Consider the following 16,232-nt stretch of genomic DNA (forward strand, 5'->3'; position numbering starts at 1 on the left):
CGGTGCCCGAAACCTCAGCACCGCAGATCCACGCGGTCCACAGCGCCGATCACGACGCGATCGCAGGACTTCCGTGGCATCTTCCCCTCGGTGAGTGGCCCCAGGACTTCCTCGGTGGTCTGCCCCGCGGCATTTCCCGCCATGTGGTGCGCTTCGTCGAAATCGGCGATGAGGTCCTCGCGATCAAGGAGACCGACGACCGTCGGGCCCTGCGCGAATTCGACATCCTCGGTGTGCTCGGAAACCTAGCCGTACCCACGGTCGAACCGCGCGCCTATGTCACCAACCGATCCACCACCTCGGCGATGGAGCTCCCGGGGGCGCTGCTGACCGCCTACCTCAACTTCTCACTGCCCTACCGTGCTCTGTTCTCCCGGTCGCTGGCCGCGGACGCAGCCGACCGCCTCGTCGACGCACTCGCGGTCCTGCTCGCCCGGCTTCACCTGGTCGGCTTCTACTGGGGCGACGTCTCCCTGTCGAACACTCTGTTCCGGCGCGATGCCGACGCCTACGCCGCCTATGTCGTCGATGCGGAGACCGGTGAGCTCCACGATCAGCTCTCCGACGGTCAGCGGCAGATGGATCTGCGCATCGCGCGCACGAACATCGCCGGTGACTTCCTCGATCTGCAGGCCGCGGGCCTCATCGAATCGACGGTCGACCCGATGGCCGCCGGCGAACGTCTCTTCGAGGCTTACAACGGGCTGTGGCGGGAGCTGACTCGGGTCGAAGAGTTCTCCGTCAACGAACGCTGGCGCATCGACGAGCGCATCCGCCGCCTCAACGACTTGGGCTTCGACCTGGGCGAGCTGACCGTGACCACCGACCTCGACGGCGTCAGCCTGCTGGTCGAACCGAAGGTCGTCGAGCCCAACCACCATTCCCGCAGACTCCTGCGCCTGACAGGCATCGGTGCCAACGAGAACCAGGCGCGGACGATGCTCAACGACCTCGATTCCCACCGCAGCGCACCCGGCTTCACCGGCGGAGCACACGGCTCGGGCGAGCTGCCCGCCGAACTCGACGAGGACCAGGCCGCGCGGCTGTGGCTCGACGAGGTCTACAAGCCCCTCATCTCCGCCATCCCTGAGAATCTCACCCACAAACTCGAACCTGGCCAGATCTTCTATGAGTTCGTCGAGCACCGGCGCGTCATGTCCCGGGCCAGGCAGCGCGACATCCCCACGATGGAGGCCATCGCCTATTTCATCGTCGACTATCTCTCGAACCTCCCCGACGAAGCGCTCTACGTCGACAGCCAGAAGTTCTGAGGACGTCAGCGCTGGGATTCCACCAAGTGGAACGTGGACCCGAGCGCCACCTCGGCGGGCTTATGTTTGAGGACAATGAGGCGATCCCCGCCTGAACATCCAGTGCTACGCAAAGGACCTTCGATGTCGCAAGTCCCGCAGAACTCATCACAGTCGACGCAGAATTCCGTGCCGACGAACGAGAACAACCCTTCGATCCCCTCCCTCTTCGACCTCAGCGGCCGTACGGCCGTCGTCGTCGGAGCAGGTTCCGGACTGGGCCAGGCCAGCGCGATCGGCCTCGCCGATGCCGGTGCCCACGTCGTCGTCGCCGATCTCAACCTCGACGGTGCCGAGGAGACCGTGCGGATCATCACCGAACGCCAAGGTGATCCGGGCGGCACGGGAAGCACCGCCGGCAGAGGCAGGGGCGGACACAGCGCAACCTCGTCGCCGGGGGCCGAGGCCGCACGCGTGGACATCACCGATACCGAATCGGTCAATGCCCTCGTCGCGGCTCACCCGGAGGCCCAGGTTCTCGTCATCACCCCTGGTGCGAACGTGCGCAAGCGGCTGCTGTCGACGACCGACGAGGAATTCGACCGGGTCATCGACATCAATCTCAAGGGCACCTATCGCCTGATGCGCGGATTCGGTGCCGAAATGGCCGAGCGCGGCCGCGGCTCGATCGTCACCTACTCATCATTCCGGGCTCTGGCGATCGAACCTGGCCAGGGCATCTACGCCGCGGCCAAGGCCGGTGTCGTGCAGCTGACGAAGACGCTGGCCAGTGAGTTGGGGCCACAGGGCGTGCGCGTCAACGCGATCCTGCCCGGACCCTTCGACACTCCGCTGACCCAGCAGATCAAGGCCGATGATGAGTGGTGGACCGCCTATGCGGAGAAGACCGCGCTGGGCCGCTGGGGGCACCTCCACGAGATCGCCGGGCCCGTGCTGTTCCTCGCCTCCGACGCCTCGACGTATGTCACCGGACACTCGCAGCTGGTCGACGGCGGCTGGATGGCCCAGGACGGTCGCTTCTCCCCTCGGCTGTAAGGCTCCGGTGTAAGTCTCCCGTCGTGCGCAGTCGCGTGCGGCGGTCGTACTCAGTCACGTGCAGTCGCAGCACGCAGTCGCGTGCGACCGTGGTGGGTGCACGTGCAAGAATATTCGCATGACCGCTCGAGACAACTCCACCTCCCCGACAGCGACCGATCGACCTCGGCTGGCCAATCAACTGGTCCGCCGCAAGTCGATCAGCAGCATGGTCGAGGACACCCAGGATGCGTCCACCGGCGGTCTGCGCAGAACCTTCGGCGTCTTCCAACTGACGATGATCAGCGTCGGCGCCACCTTGGGCACGGGCATCCTCGTCATCCTCGGAGAGGCCGTGCCGATCGCCGGGCCTGCCGTCTGGTTGGCCTTCATCCTGGCCGGAATCACGGCTCTGCTCTCTGCCGTCAGCTATGCGGAGATGGCCGGCATGGTTCCGGTGTCCGGGTCAAGCTATTCATATTCCTATGCGACCCTCGGCGAGGGCGTGGCTTGGATCTGCGGTTGGTGTCTCGTCCTCGAGTATGCGGTCTCCGTGGCTGCGGTGGCCGTGGGTGCCGCCGACTACGTCAATGAGACGCTGCGGATCTTCGGAATGTCGCTACCGCCGTCCCTGTCGGCGGGCCCCGATGGTGAAGGCGGAGTCATCAACCTCTCGGCCCTCATCGTCGTCCTCCTCGCCACGGTGCTGCTCATGCGCGGGGCCAAGGAGTCCGGCATCGTCAACACGATCATCGTGTTCGTCAAGCTCGGCATCCTGGTCTTCTTCGCCATCGTCGCGTTCACCGCGTTCAAGGCCGGCAACTTCGCACCGATGCTGCCCATGGGCGCCGCCGGAGTCACCGCCGCAGCCTCGAGTGTGTTCTTCTCCTACATCGGCTTCGACGCAGCCTCGACCGCCGGCGAGGAGGCGAAGAACCCCAAGCGGGACCTGCCGCGGGCGATCATCCTCTCCATGGTCATTGTCACCACCATGTACGTGCTCGTCGCCGTGGCTGCGATCGGTGCCCGGGAATGGCAGTGGTTCGAGACCTCGACCGCTCCCCTGGTCCAGATCGTCCATGAGATCACACAGTCCGATCTCGCGGTCTTCATCTTCGCCATCTCTGCGGTGCTCGCGATCCTCTCGGTCGTCATCACCGTCCTCTACGGACAATCACGCATCCTGCTCACGATGTCACGCGACGGTATGGTTCCGAAGGTCTTCGGCATCGTCTCACCCCGGACAGGCACTCCCCTGGTGGGGACCCTGGTCACCGGCGTGCTCGTCGCGATCACAGCGGCACTGATCCCGCTCGGCGAACTCGCGAATGCCACAAGCATCGGCACCCTGTTCGCCTTCTGCCTCGTCAACATCGCGGTCATCTACCTACGTGTCAGACGCCCGGACCTGCCCCGCTCATTCAAGGTTCCCTTCGGCCCGACGATTCCCATCCTCGGGTCCCTGGCGTGCGCGTTCCTCATGGTCAACCTCGGCGGGACCACCTGGGTCGTCTTCGGCCTATGGATGCTCGTCGGCTTCGTCGTCTACCTCACCTACAGCCGCCGCCACTCCCGCGTCGGTGCCCTCAGCAACAGCGACTACCGCGCCAGCATGGACGCCTGAGCGACGATACGGTTCGCTAAACCTCCCCGACGTCACAAAACCTCCCCGGCGCCGGGCGTTATTAGTGACGTCGGGGAGGTTTAGCGCGGGCTGGTCGCTCTCAGCCGCGTCGGGTGCGAGCGACCTCGTAGAGGGAGACAGCTGCGGCGATTCCCGCGTTGAGGGACTCCGTGGTCGCGGCGATCGGAATCGAGACGATCTGATCGCATTTGTCGGCGATGAGGCGAGAGATGCCCTTGCCCTCGGACCCGACGACGATGCACACCGGGTCACGGCTGAAGGTCAGCTCCGGCAGCTCGACGTCTCCGTCCATGTCGAGTCCGACGACGAAGACGTTCTGCTTCTTGAGCTCATCGATGGCACGCGCGAGGTTGACGACCTGGGCGACCTTGATGCGGGCCGCAGCACCGGCGGAGGTCTTCCATGCGGCTGCCGTCATCGAGGCGGCACGACGCTCCGGGATGATGACGCCGTGACCGCCGAAGGCAGCCGCGGACCGCACAATGGCACCGAGGTTCCTGGGGTCGGTGATGCCGTCGAGAGCGACGAGCAGCGGAGCCTCGGCCCGGTCGGCTGCGACCTCGAGCAGGTCACGGGGCTCGGCGTAGTCGTAGGGCGGGATCTGCAGGGCGATGCCCTGGTGGATCGCGTCATCGGTGAGCCGGTCGAGGTCGGGCTTGCTCGCCTCGAGCATCGAGATGCCGCGCTTGGTAGCCAGGGTGATGGCCTCCCGAACACGGTCATCGGAGTCGATTCGTCCGGCGACGTACATCGCGGTTGCGGGAACGTCCTCACGCAGAGCCTCGAGCACCGAGTTGCGCCCGGCGACCATGTTCGGACCGTTCTCCTTCTTGCGGCGCCTGGCCTGATTGGCGCTTGATGCCTTCTTCGCCGCTGCGGTCTTGTGTGCCTTGTGATAGACACGATCCTCGGCCTTGGGCGTGGGGCCGCGGCCCTGCAGGCTGCGCTTGTTCTTGCCGCCGGAGCCCTTGGTCGGGCCCTTCTTCGAGCCGCCGGCGCGTGGGTTGGAAGCCATGTGAATCCTTAAGAGTCGTAGGTGGTCACGAACCGGAGTCCGTCACCGGGGGAGATTTTCTGAGCAGAGTGCAGTGAGTCAGCTGTCCTTGACGTGGTAGCGGTAACCGTCGGCCGTGTCCTCGATGACGATTCCGGCGGATGCCAGATTGTCGCGGATCGCATCGGCGGTGGCGAAGTCCTTCTCCGCCTTCGCCGCGGCCCTTTGCGCGGCGAGCGCATCGACGAGGGAATCCAGCGCCGATTCCACCGTCGCATTCGCTCCTGAGCCGGCCCACGCCTCGGCGCTGGGATTGACTCCCAGGATATCGAGCATCAGCTCCACCTCGGCGACGATCTGTGTGAGAGTGTTCCGGTCCTGGCCGGAATCGAGGAGCTTCGCACCCTCGGTGACCTTCGCGAAGACCACGGACAGTGCACGGGGCACGCCGAGGTCGTCGTCGAGTGCCGCTGCGAACTCCGTGGGTACGTCGACGCTGCGACCGCGGTAGGAGTCGCTGACATCGGGCAGTGCGGGTGCGTCGTCTCCGAGTGCCTGCCGGGCCCGCTGGAGGAAATTCGCCAGGCGGTCGAGCGAGGCCGTCTGCCGGTCCATGGCCTCGGGTGAGAACTCGAGGATCGACCGGTAGCTGGCACCGGTGAGGAAATAGCGCACGGCCAGCGGGCTGTAGCGGTGGAAGAGCTCGGAGGCGAAGACTGAGTTACCGAGCGACTTCGACATCTTGTCCCCGCCCACGTTGAGCAGGCCCGAATGCATCCAGATGTTGGCGAACCGGTCACCTGCCGCGCGCGACTGGGCCAGCTCGTTCTCGTGGTGAGGGAAGCGCAGGTCGAGCCCACCGCCGTGGATGTCGAAGTTCTCGCCGAGGTACTTCGTCGACATGGCCGAGCACTCGATGTGCCAGCCCGGTCGGCCCCGACCCCAGGGAGCCGGCCACGAGGCGGTGCCGGGCTCGCCGGGCTTGTGCGTCTTCCACAGCGCGAAGTCTCGGGCGTCCTTCTTGCCCCTCAAGTCCGCATCGTTAGCGGGTTCCATGTCCTCGAGTCGCTGGTTGGTCAGTTCCCCATAGTCCGCCCACGAGGCGGCCGCGAAGTAGACATCGCCGCTGTCGTCGAGTGCCGGGTAGGCATACCCCGCCGTGATCAGTCGATCGATGAGTTCGATCATCTCGGTGATGTGCCCGGTGGCGCGGGGTTCGTAGCTGGGTGGCAGCACATCGAGGGCGGCATAGGCCTGAGTGAAGGCCCGTTCGTACTTGAAGGCGTGGGCGAACCAGGGTCGCCCCTCCTCGGCGGACTTCGACAGGATCTTGTCGTCGATGTCCGTGACGTTGCGGACCAAGGTGACGCTGTAGCCGCGGTACATCAGCCAACGACGAAGCTGATCGAAGACCGAGGCCGAGCGCAGGTGGCCGATATGGGGCTCACCCTGCACCGTGGCACCACAGACGTAAATGCCCACGTGCCCGGCATTGACGGGGCGCAGTTCGTCGGTGGTGCGGCTGGCGGTGTTATACAGAGCGATAGTCACGCACACAAGTCTACCGGGGACAAGCGTGGTGCTGCTGTCTTCGCGAGCATCATGACGCAGGGACGACTATGAGGTGTCCGACATTTGATACGAGAGTGTTACACAGCTCACGTGACTTGGGGCACGTTTCACCGAGGCCTCCCAGTATGCTGGGGAGCAAGTCAACGCGACCGTGCCTGCCTCATCACGAGGTGACCTTCATGGGCGGTACGCTCGCTTGCCGGCGACTTCGTCACAGCAGACCGTCATACCGGCATCAGCCTCACAACAATGTGGTTGGACAGAAAGGAACACCGTGTCTTCCACCAAATCACCCCAGAGGGAGGTCTTCGCCACCCGCGGCGCGTTCATCTTCGCAGCCATCGGATCGGCAGTCGGCCTCGGCAATATCTGGCGCTTCCCGTACATCACGTACGACAACGGCGGCGGCGCCTTCATCATCCCCTACCTCGTCGCTCTTCTGACAGCCGGCATTCCGCTGCTGTTCTTCGACTACGCAATGGGCCACCGGTCCCGCGGTTCAGCGCCGCTGGCGTTCCGGATGGCGTCGAAGGTCGCCGAGCCCATCGGCTGGTTCCAGACCGGTGTGGCCTTCTTCATCGGCATCTACTACGCAGCCATCATCGGCTGGGCCGGCTGCTACATGTTCTTCTCGCTCAACCAGGCATGGGGCGATGACGCGACCGGCTTCTTCACCGAGACGTTCCTCCACGCCAGCGACCCGGGCATCTCATTCGAGTTCGTCCCCGGCATCCTGATTCCGATCATCCTCGTGTGGATCGCCACGCTGGGAATCCTCCTGGCCGGCGTGCAGAACGGCATCGCGCGATTCGCGAAGATCTTCATCCCGCTGCTGGTCGTCCTGTTCCTCGCGCTCGTCGTCCGGGCGCTGTTCCTGCCGGGCGCCTTCGACGGCATCGACGCGCTGTTCACCCCGGACTTTGCGGCACTGACAGATCCGGCGGTGTGGATCGCGGCCTATGGGCAGATCTTCTTCTCACTGTCGATCGCCTTCGGCATCATGATCACCTACGCCTCTTACCTGAAGCGGAAGACGAACCTGACCGGTGCCGGTCTCGTCGTCGGCTTCTCGAACTCCGCGTTCGAGATCCTCGCCGGAATCGGCGTCTTCGCAGCTCTCGGCTTCATGGCCGCGGCGCAGGGCACGCAGGTCTCCGAGGTCGCCGACAGCGGCATCGGACTCGCGTTCATGGCGTTCCCGACACTGATTTCGGAGATGCCGGGAGGCGCGCTGTTCGGCTTCGCCTTCTTCGCCTGCCTCGTGTTCGCCGGGCTGACTTCGATCATCTCGATCGTGCAGGTCCCGATTCAGGCCGTGCGTGAGAAGTTCGGCCTCGGCGACAAGGCCTCGACCTTGCTCGTCGGCGGAATCATGGCGGTCATCTCGATCCTGCTCATGCCCACCGTCACCGGCCTCTACGTCCTCGACACGATCGATGCCTGGGCCAACAACATCGGCATCGTCGGTGGTGCCGTGGTCGCACTCATCACCATCGGCTGGATCGCCCGCAGGCTTCCTGTCCTGCGTGATCACCTCAACGCGATCTCGAGCTTCAAGGTGGGCTGGCTCTGGATGATCATCCTCGGCGGTCTCACGACCATCGTGCTCATCTACATGCTCATCACCCAGATCATCACCTACTCGACCGAGGGCTATGAAGATTATCCAGTCGTCCTCACGGGCACCTTCGGCTGGGGCATGATCGGGCTGCTCATCATCGCCTCGATCGTCCTGACCCTGATCAAATGGCCCCAGAAGACACTCGACGCGGCTGATGCGGCTATCGCTGATTCTGTGGCCGAAAAGAATCGCACAAACACCACTCACGGAGGAGCACACTGATGGGTACCTCAGCAATCGTCATGATGGTCATCGCCATGGTCACCGTCTGGGGCGGCCTCATCGCCGCAATCATGCACCTGCGCAAGCACCCGGACGGGGAGTGATCACCACCGACAGATGGTGACCTAACACCCAAGATCTGTTCCGACGAAGGCGGTTCGACACCTGGCAACAGGCATCGGGTCGCCTTCGTCGATTCGCCCCTCGTCTCGCCTCACGCACCGACCGACTTCGGACCTCTCGCATGTCCCAATTTCGGACCTCTCGCATGTCCCGGCTTCGGACCTGAATTCTCATTCGGCGGGCGCACTGGTCGCGAGCGCCCTGCCTGGTTAGGGTGGGGGTTGTACGAACTTTTCAGTGGGCGCATATGGCCTTTGCCCATGCACAGAGCACAACGCCCAGATCACTAGGAGACGCAATGCCACAGACCGTCAAAGGTGTCATCTCCCGCAGCAAGGGGGCGCCGGTCGAACTCGCCGACATCGTCATCCCCGATCCGGGTCCAGGCGAGGTCATCGTCGATGTGAAGTCGTGCGGCGTCTGCCACACGGACTTCCACTACCGCGAGGGCGGGATCAGCGACGACTACCCGTTCCTGCTCGGCCACGAATCGGCCGGCACGGTCTCGGAGATCGGCGAAGGCGTCACCGACGTCGAGGTGGGCGACTTCGTCATCCTCAACTGGCGCGCCATCTGCGGTGAGTGCCGGGCCTGCAAGCGCGGTGAACCCTGGTACTGCTTCGACACCCATAACGCTTCGCAGAAGATGACCCTGCCCGACGGCACAGAGCTCGAAGCCGCACTGGGTATCGGGTCCTTCGCAGAGAAGACCCTGGTCGCGGCCGGACAGTGCACCAAGGTCCCCGAGGCTGATCCCGCTGTCGTGGGCCTCCTTGGCTGCGGTGTCATGGCCGGAATCGGTGCCGCCATCAACACCGGCGAGGTCACCCGCGGCAAGACCGTGGCCGTCATCGGCTGCGGCGGCGTCGGCTGCTCGGCCATCGCCGGTTCTGCGCTGGCCGGTGCCGGCACGATCATCGCCCTCGACCTCGATGACACGAAGCTCGACTGGGCGAAGGATCTCGGAGCCACCCACACAGTCAATACGCGCGGCAAGAGCGAGGACGAGGTCGTCGAGGCCATCCAGGAACTCACCGGGGGCTTCGGCGCCGACGTCGTCATCGACGCGGTCGGCCGTCCGGAGACCTGGCGACAGGCCTTCTACGGCCGTGACCTCGCGGGCACCGTGGTGCTCGTTGGCGTGCCGACCCCCGAGATGGAGCTGAGCGTTCCGCTGCTCGACGTCTTCGGCCGCGGCGGTCGTCTGAAGTCCTCCTGGTACGGCGACTGCCTGCCCGAACGGGACTTCCCGATGCTCGTCGACCTGTATCAGCAGGGACGCGTGCCATTGGAGAAGTTCGTGTCTGAACGCATCGGGCTCGGCGACGTCGAGGAGGCTTTCGAGAAGATGAGTCAAGGCAAGGTACTGCGATCGGTGGTGGAGCTCTGATGACGGCAATCGAACATCTGGTTACGACTGGAACGTTCTCGCTCGACGGCGGAACCTGGGACGTCGACAACAACGTATGGATCATCGGCGATGACTCCGAAGTCATCGTCATCGACCCCGCGCACGACGTCAACGCCATCGCGGAGAAGGTCGGTGCGCGTGAGGTCAAAGCGATTCTGCTGACTCACGGTCACGATGACCATGTCGGAGTCGTCCGCGATTTCGCACACCGCGTGGGCAACCCACCCGTTCATCTGAACCCCGAGGATCACGTCCTCTGGGACATGACGTATGACAGCTACCGCCCGGACATGGAGATCTCCGACGGTGATACCTGGAACGTCGGCGGCGTGAGGATCAAGGCCCTGCACACCCCTGGCCACTCCCCCGGCTCCACCTGCTTCTTCGTCGAGACCGGCCTGCCGATCCCGGCAACTGCGGGTGCCGGCAGTGCTGTCGGGCCCGTCCTCTTCTCCGGAGACACTCTCTTCAATGGAGGCCCCGGCGCGACCGGTCGTTCGCACTCGAGCTTCGAAACGATCATCGAATCGATCAGAGACGTCCTGTTCAAGCTGCCTGACGCCACGATCGTCCTGACCGGACACGGCGAGCCGACGTCGATCGGAGCCGAAGCTCCGTCGCTGGAGGACTGGGTCAAGCGCGGAGCGTGAGGTCCTCACACCGCGGATTCGCCGAGGTGGCGCTCGGGTGAGTGATCACACTGATCACCGCTCGGGTCAGAGCCTGCACAGCTGAATCCGGTCGGAGATGCCGTGGTCGCAGATTCGCGACCACGGCATCTCTTCGTCTCGGGCGCTAGAATCGTCTGGTGCCTGAATCTCAATCATCGCAGTCCCCTGTACCCGCAGACTCATCCTCAGAGTCTCTGACACCTGAGACGTCGCGGGGCGGCGCTGGCCTCAAGATCGGAATGAAGCCCCGCCATCTGGTCATGATGAGCCTCGGATCGGCGATCGGAGCCGGCCTGTTCGTCGGCTCGGGCGCCGGTGTCCAGGCTGCCGGTCCAGCCGTCCTCATCTCCTATGTGGTTGCCGGGCTCATCGTCATCTTCGTCATGCGAGCCCTGGGAGAGCTCGTGGCTGCCGACCCGAATCCCGGCGCCTTCTCCCACTACGCTGGTCGCGCGATGGGCCCTGCCGCCGCATTCGCCGTCGGCGCCCTGTGGTGGGTCCAACTCTGCCTCGTCGTCGCAGCCGAGGCCACTGCCGCCGCACAGATCGCGGCCAGCTATGTGCCTTCGATCCCGCAATGGGTCATCGCTCTGGCGATCATGATCATCTTCACCGCGATCAACCTCACCACCTCGGGCAGCTTCGGTGAGTTCGAGTTCTGGTTCTCCCTCATCAAGGTCGCCTTCGTGACTCTGTTCCTCGTCCTCGGCGCCGCATTCCTGTTCGGCTGGACCCCGGCACAACCACCCGAGACCATCTTCGCCGATGGGTTCATGCCCACAGGTCTCCCGGGTGTTGCGGCCGGTCTCCTCGTCGTGGCGTTCGCCTTCGGCGGGATCGAGATCGTGGCGGTCGCCGCTGCCGAGACCGCGAACCCGAGTCGCAGCGTGACGCAGGCGATCAAGACCATCGTGTGGCGAATCCTGTTCCTCTACATCGGCTCCGTGGCGATCATCGTCCTCGTCCTCGACTGGAAGGACGAACGGCTCACCGAGTCACCCTTCGTCGCAGTCCTCGACACCGCAGGTCTCCCCGTCATCGCGTCTCTTCTGGCCGCGGTCATCGTCATCGCACTGCTGTCTTCGATGAACGCGAACATCTATGGTGCTTCCCGGATGGCGTTCTCCATGTCCGAACGGAAGATGCTCCCGGCAGGACTGAGCCGCACGACCACACGCGGCGTCCCGATGGTCGCGGTGCTGGCCACCTCGGCGTTCGGATTCGCAGCAGTGGCCCTGAACTACTTCTGGGCCGCCGAGGTGCTTGGTGTGCTGCTCAACATCGTCGGGTCCACGCTCATTGTCACCTGGGTCGCGACACTGGTCTCCCAGATCATCATCCGCCGCCGTACCGAGGCCGCCGGCGCAGAGCTGCCGTTGAAGATGTGGCTCTTCCCCTGGCTGTCCTATGCGACTCTGGCTGGCATCGCCGTGATCATCATCCTCGGTCTGACCGTGGAGTCCGTGCGCATCCAGATACTCGGCACCCTGGTCTTCACCGCAGCACTCTACGGGATCGGCTACCTGGTCACGCGTAAGCGCAGGGCCTGAGCCAGTTCACGAAGTGCCGACGACTGCATCGGGATCGGCAGCTGTCCCGCCACTGAGGTGGGAGTAGGAGATCGGTGCATTGCGGGCGTAGGCGGCTGTGCCCTCACGGAGGTTCGCTCGGCTGCCCGGCTGAGCCATCCGTCGAGCATATCGAGTGTCTGGCCTTCGTGGCGGCCGAAGTGTCGGCCCGCATATTCACTGACGTCGATGGGCACGAATCGTTCCAAGGCGTCGAGGACGAACCCGGCCCCTCGGTCCGACATCGGCATCCGGACGCCGGTCACTGCGTGCACCGCCTCCGAGGCTGCCCGCGAGGGCCGTCGCAGATGCGACCTCAGGCTGGCCCAGCTGCCCTCGCGAGCACTCAGTTCAGCGACGTAGGGAATGAACACCGCCGGTGGAGCGGAGATCACAAAGGCCGGCACACCGACGATGAGGCCACCGAGCCTGCGACGCAGTCCTCGCACAGTCTCCCTGCGGCCGCTGGCCATGAACACAGGCATCCCGGGCGGATGCCAGTATCTGACCTTGCGTCGAGTTGTTCGCTCTGACAGGAGCGCGGGTGAGAAGACGAGGATCTCGGAATCAGGGAACATCGACGCAGCAATGGACCGGTCCCCATCGACCTGGCTGGTGATCGCGATGATGCCCGGGCGAAGGGCGACAATCGACGCGGCAACACCTTCGTCGAGGTCACCCGGCCGTGTCGTCAGCACCACGAGGTCCCAGGATTCCGAACTCACCGCAGCCCAATCGACCACGGTCACCCGGCGTGCAGTGCCTGCCCCCTGCACAGGTTCCCGACGCGCTGGCCTCTGACCGAACACGGGTTCCCGGCACACCGGCCCCTTTCGGAAAGAGCGCACCCGTCTCGGATATGCGGCGCTTCGCCCCCGCACTGCATCAGAGTTCGAACTCTCCGACCGTGAGACCACGACCGCTTCGTGTCCTCGGCCGAACAGCGCCGCGGCTGCGAGGCCGATCGCTCCTGCCCCTTGGAACACGACCTTCATGCACTGCTCACTGCGGTCTCGGCGCTGCCACCGACGCGTCGTCGCGCGCAACAGGATAGACGAGAGCATTCGCGATGGCTGCGACTCCTTCGCCGCGCCCCGTCAGCCCGAGCGCGTCGGTCGTCGTCCCGGACACCGATACATCGGCCCCAGCAGCCGCCGACAGCGCCTGCTGAGCATCGAGCCGCCTCGTACCGATCTTCGGGCGATTGCCGATGACCTGGACGGAGACATTGCCGATCTCAAAACCTGCCGCACGGACCTGTCGTGCTGCCTCGGCGAGGAGAGCGGCCCCGGAGGCACCGGCGAACTCAGGCCTGTCGACGCCGAAATGCTGTCCCAGATCGCCGATTCCCGCGGCAGAGAACAGCGCATCACAGCACGCATGGGCAGCAACGTCGGAATCGGAATGGCCCTCGAGCCCACGTTCACCGGGCCAGTTCAGGCCCGCGACCCAGAGTTCCCGCTCGGGATCGTCGGAATAGGCGTGCACGTCGACTCCGATACCGGTACGAGGAATGACCATGGTCATCGTCGCTGCTCTCCTTCGCTCGCGGGGTTTTGTTTCTCGCCCTCGTCCAGAGTCGCTTGCGCGTCGATAGTCGCCGACTCCTGCTGCGTCGCGTCCCGAGTCGTTTCCGTGTCCCGTTTCGTCGCGTCCCGAGTCGTTTCCGTGTCCCGTTTCGTCGCGATGTGCTCACCGAGTACGAGGTCGAGGGGGTAGGTGATCTTCAGTGCTTCCTCGTCACCGTCAACGGCGACGACTTCGATGCCGAGGCGCTCGACGAGTCCCGCATCATCCGTGGCCGCGAGGGATCCAGGCCCCAAGGCAGCCAGATCGTCTTCGTATCTCTCGTGTGCTCGACGCAGGGTGCTGGCAGTGAATCCCTGTGGGGTTTGGACCCGGCGCAATCGCGAACGGTCAAGATCGCCGTGGAGGACCTCAACGGTTGGTAACTTCTGGTCGTTCTCAGCACCAGATTCGACCACAACTTGCCAACCGTCTGCGTCTGGCTGCGATCGAGGCGCCCGGCGCCCGTCGTTCGTGGTGGGACGGTGATCGTTCATGGTGGGACGGTGATCCGAGTTCACTGCGGGGCGACTCTCCACGCGACGCACGGTGTCGGTCATGGGCAGGACGGGAACGACCGCCTCGGCGCCCGCGCGGACAGCATCGGCTACTCGCCGGAAGACCTCGGAGGGTGTCAGCGCCCGGGCGGCATCGTGGACCAGCACAACGTCTGCGTCACCTGCATATTTCAAGGCTAATTGCACGGATTCGATTCGATCTTCTCCGCCTGCTACAGCTGTGATTCGCATTCCCGACATGTTGGATTCCGAATCTTTCGCACCCGATTCTGAAATGGAATCGATTTCATTGCGGGCACGCATTAAAAACTCCTCAGGAGCGGCAACCACAATTGTGGAAGCAACTCCCGAGGAGATGATCGCCTCAAGACTGCGAGCCAGAAGGCTCTTCCCGTTCAGCCGAACGAGGGCCTTCGGGTCTGCACTGCCCAAGCGCGTTCCCGACCCTGCGGCCGGAACGATGACGCAGATATTCAGGACGCGAGCACTTCGTCCAGAATGGCCTCGGCCTCGGATTCCTCTTTCTTCTCAGCCAATGCGAGTTCGGAAACGAGGATCTGACGGGCCTTGGACAACATGCGCTTCTCACCGGTCGACAAGCCGCGGTCCTGCTCGCGACGCCAGAGGTCACGAACGACTTCGGCAACCTTGATCACGTCGCCGGACTGCAGCTTCTCAAGATTCGCCTTGTAGCGACGAGACCAGTTCGTGGGCTCTTCGACGAATTCCGCGCGGAGGACGTTGAAAACCTTCTCAACACCCTCTTCACCGACGACATCGCGCACACCGACGAGGTCGCAGTTCTCCGCAGGAACCTCGATCACTAGATCACCATGGGCGACCTGGAGCTTGAGATACAGTTTCTCCTCACCTTTAATGGTTCGTTTCTTGATATCTTGGATTGTCGCTGCACCGTGATGTGGATAGACAACTGTGTCGCCGACCTCGAAACTCATATTCTCTTCAAACCCCTTTCGCGGACTTCCAGTTTACCATGAGGCGCGCCACAGAAATCATTCAGGCTGCGGATTCTTCGTGCTAGGCTTCGCTGCGCGGCTTGCCGAACGCGGGCTCGTCTCCAGCGATGCCGAGGTTCTCGCGGCCGAAATCCTTCCCACCAGGCCCGGGCTCTGCTGGAGCACTCACTGCGCAGGCCTGGGCTCTGTTGGAGTTCTCACCGCGTGAACCCGTCCGGTCACGCTCCGGGTTCTACGGCCGGTCAAAAACCGGGTAGTATACAGATTGATCTTGTATTGCCACTTCAAGGAGCACAATGAAACGGCACAACCGCGCGGCACTCGCAGTTGCCGCACTCGCTCTCGTCATTCCAGTCAGCGGATGTGCAAGCCTGCTGTCACCTCACCAGACCGCCGAGTACCAGTACAACGCCGGTGACGGTGCCTGGGGATCGGTCGGAGACGTCGAGGTCCGCGGTCTGATGCTCATCATGGACGAGTCCGGCAAGGGCCCGGCCCAGCTATTCTTCACACTCATCAACAAGGGCGATTCCTCCGCCAAGGTGTCCCTGGACGTCGGCGGGAAGACGACCACCGAGTCGGTCAAGGCCGGCGAAACCTTCGTGCAGGACCCGGAGAGCTCGGCGTCGACGTCTTCGAAGCCGGTCATCGTGGACAGCCTCAAGGCGAAGCCCGGAGACCTGGCCGACGTCACCGTCAAGGTCGGCAGCGACGAGAAGACGATCCGGACTCAGGTCCTGTCGAATTCCCTGCCGTACTACGAACAGTACGTACCGACCGAAAAGCCATCGGAGTCACCCAGCGAGGATGCCTCACAGCCCGGCGAAGACGCATCGCAGTCCGGCGAGCAGGGCGAGTCAGCCACTGGCATCAACGGCTGAACCCAGCCGCACAGGAGCCGAATACCTCAAGGAGCCGCCCACACGATGTGGGCGGCTCCTTCTGCGTCACCTGTGAGTCTCTCGGCCCTGTGAGTCTCTCGGCGCAGGTACCGTGAGAGCCCCCGCTTCGGAGCCAGGCCCTGCTTGGCCAAGCTCCCGCTGCGCGCAGTCAGGCTCT

At 64.1% G+C, this 16,232-nt stretch carries 15 protein-coding genes; 9 read left to right on the forward strand and 6 right to left on the reverse strand.

The window, feature by feature from the left end; translation table 11 throughout:
* Positions 1 to 2 precede the first annotated feature (2 nt).
* The 3 genes from FO013_RS00900 (at position 3) to FO013_RS00910 (ending at position 3,909) form a co-directional block, all read left to right on the forward strand.
* On the forward strand, positions 3 to 1,271 hold the full coding sequence (locus FO013_RS00900; RefSeq protein ID WP_143920601.1) for a DUF4032 domain-containing protein: 1,269 nt from the start codon (positions 3 to 5) through the stop codon (positions 1,269 to 1,271).
* Between the two features lie 123 nt (positions 1,272 to 1,394).
* Complete coding sequence (locus FO013_RS00905; RefSeq protein ID WP_260847892.1) at positions 1,395 to 2,306, forward strand: SDR family NAD(P)-dependent oxidoreductase; 912 nt, start codon at positions 1,395 to 1,397, stop codon at positions 2,304 to 2,306.
* A 118-nt stretch (positions 2,307 to 2,424) separates the two neighbouring features.
* On the forward strand, positions 2,425 to 3,909 hold the full coding sequence (locus FO013_RS00910) for an amino acid permease (RefSeq protein ID WP_143920602.1): 1,485 nt from the start codon (positions 2,425 to 2,427) through the stop codon (positions 3,907 to 3,909).
* Between the two features lie 100 nt (positions 3,910 to 4,009).
* Here FO013_RS00910 and rlmB read toward each other — a convergent pair whose 3' ends face one another.
* On the reverse strand, positions 4,010 to 4,945 hold the full coding sequence (gene rlmB / locus FO013_RS00915) for a 23S rRNA (guanosine(2251)-2'-O)-methyltransferase RlmB (RefSeq protein ID WP_143920603.1): 936 nt from the start codon (positions 4,943 to 4,945) through the stop codon (positions 4,010 to 4,012).
* Between the two features lie 78 nt (positions 4,946 to 5,023).
* Positions 5,024 to 6,475 (reverse strand): cysteine--tRNA ligase, encoded by a 1,452-nt coding sequence (gene cysS, locus FO013_RS00920; RefSeq protein WP_143920604.1) that lies wholly within the window; start codon positions 6,473 to 6,475, stop codon positions 5,024 to 5,026.
* Positions 6,476 to 6,770: 295 nt separating this feature from the next.
* On the opposite strand from cysS, the gene FO013_RS00925 reads away from it, so the two are divergent.
* The 5 genes from FO013_RS00925 to FO013_RS00945 all read left to right on the forward strand — a co-directional run bounded on the left by FO013_RS00925 (position 6,771) and on the right by FO013_RS00945 (position 12,094).
* Positions 6,771 to 8,339, forward strand: a complete 1,569-nt coding sequence (locus FO013_RS00925; RefSeq protein WP_143920605.1) for a sodium-dependent transporter — start codon at positions 6,771 to 6,773, stop codon at positions 8,337 to 8,339.
* The gene (locus FO013_RS00930; RefSeq protein ID WP_143920606.1) at positions 8,339 to 8,443 is read left to right on the forward strand and encodes a methionine/alanine import family NSS transporter small subunit; all 105 of its coding nucleotides are present in this window, start codon (positions 8,339 to 8,341) and stop codon (positions 8,441 to 8,443) included. The genes FO013_RS00925 and FO013_RS00930 overlap by 1 nt, the downstream gene beginning before the upstream one ends.
* A gap of 317 nt (positions 8,444 to 8,760) precedes the next feature.
* Complete coding sequence (locus FO013_RS00935; RefSeq protein ID WP_143920607.1) at positions 8,761 to 9,852, forward strand: S-(hydroxymethyl)mycothiol dehydrogenase; 1,092 nt, start codon at positions 8,761 to 8,763, stop codon at positions 9,850 to 9,852.
* Entirely contained in the window at positions 9,852 to 10,523 is a 672-nt protein-coding gene (locus FO013_RS00940; protein WP_143920608.1) for an MBL fold metallo-hydrolase, read from the forward strand. The genes FO013_RS00935 and FO013_RS00940 overlap by 1 nt, the downstream gene beginning before the upstream one ends.
* Positions 10,524 to 10,678: 155 nt before the next feature.
* Positions 10,679 to 12,094 (forward strand): amino acid permease, encoded by a 1,416-nt coding sequence (locus FO013_RS00945; RefSeq protein ID WP_395949265.1) that lies wholly within the window; start codon positions 10,679 to 10,681, stop codon positions 12,092 to 12,094.
* Here FO013_RS00945 and FO013_RS00950 read toward each other — a convergent pair.
* From FO013_RS00950 to FO013_RS00965, 4 genes are read right to left on the reverse strand one after another with little or no spacing between them, the layout of a single operon-like run.
* Entirely contained in the window at positions 12,064 to 13,107 is a 1,044-nt protein-coding gene (locus tag FO013_RS00950) for a hypothetical protein (protein ID WP_143920609.1), read from the reverse strand. The genes FO013_RS00945 and FO013_RS00950 overlap by 31 nt on opposite strands.
* Positions 13,108 to 13,114: 7 nt before the next feature.
* The gene (gene ispF / locus FO013_RS00955; protein ID WP_143920610.1) at positions 13,115 to 13,639 is read right to left on the reverse strand and encodes a 2-C-methyl-D-erythritol 2,4-cyclodiphosphate synthase; all 525 of its coding nucleotides are present in this window, start codon (positions 13,637 to 13,639) and stop codon (positions 13,115 to 13,117) included.
* Positions 13,636 to 14,712 carry an IspD/TarI family cytidylyltransferase gene (locus FO013_RS00960; RefSeq protein ID WP_313900562.1) on the reverse strand — a complete coding sequence of 359 codons (1,077 nt, stop codon included), beginning with the start codon at positions 14,710 to 14,712 and terminating at the stop codon, positions 13,636 to 13,638. Before FO013_RS00960 ends, ispF begins: the two co-directional genes overlap by 4 nt.
* Positions 14,670 to 15,152 (reverse strand): CarD family transcriptional regulator, encoded by a 483-nt coding sequence (locus FO013_RS00965; RefSeq protein WP_009883639.1) that lies wholly within the window; start codon positions 15,150 to 15,152, stop codon positions 14,670 to 14,672. Before FO013_RS00965 ends, FO013_RS00960 begins: the two co-directional genes overlap by 43 nt.
* Before the next feature lie 317 nt (positions 15,153 to 15,469).
* Here FO013_RS00965 and FO013_RS00970 point away from each other — a divergent pair, with 317 nt between their 5' ends.
* Positions 15,470 to 16,054 (forward strand): hypothetical protein, encoded by a 585-nt coding sequence (locus tag FO013_RS00970; RefSeq protein ID WP_143920612.1) that lies wholly within the window; start codon positions 15,470 to 15,472, stop codon positions 16,052 to 16,054.
* The last annotated feature ends 178 nt before the right edge of the window (positions 16,055 to 16,232 follow it).

The sequence above is a fragment of the Brevibacterium aurantiacum genome (assembly GCF_007558825.1).
Classification (GTDB): Bacteria; Actinomycetota; Actinomycetes; order Actinomycetales; family Brevibacteriaceae; genus Brevibacterium; species Brevibacterium aurantiacum_A.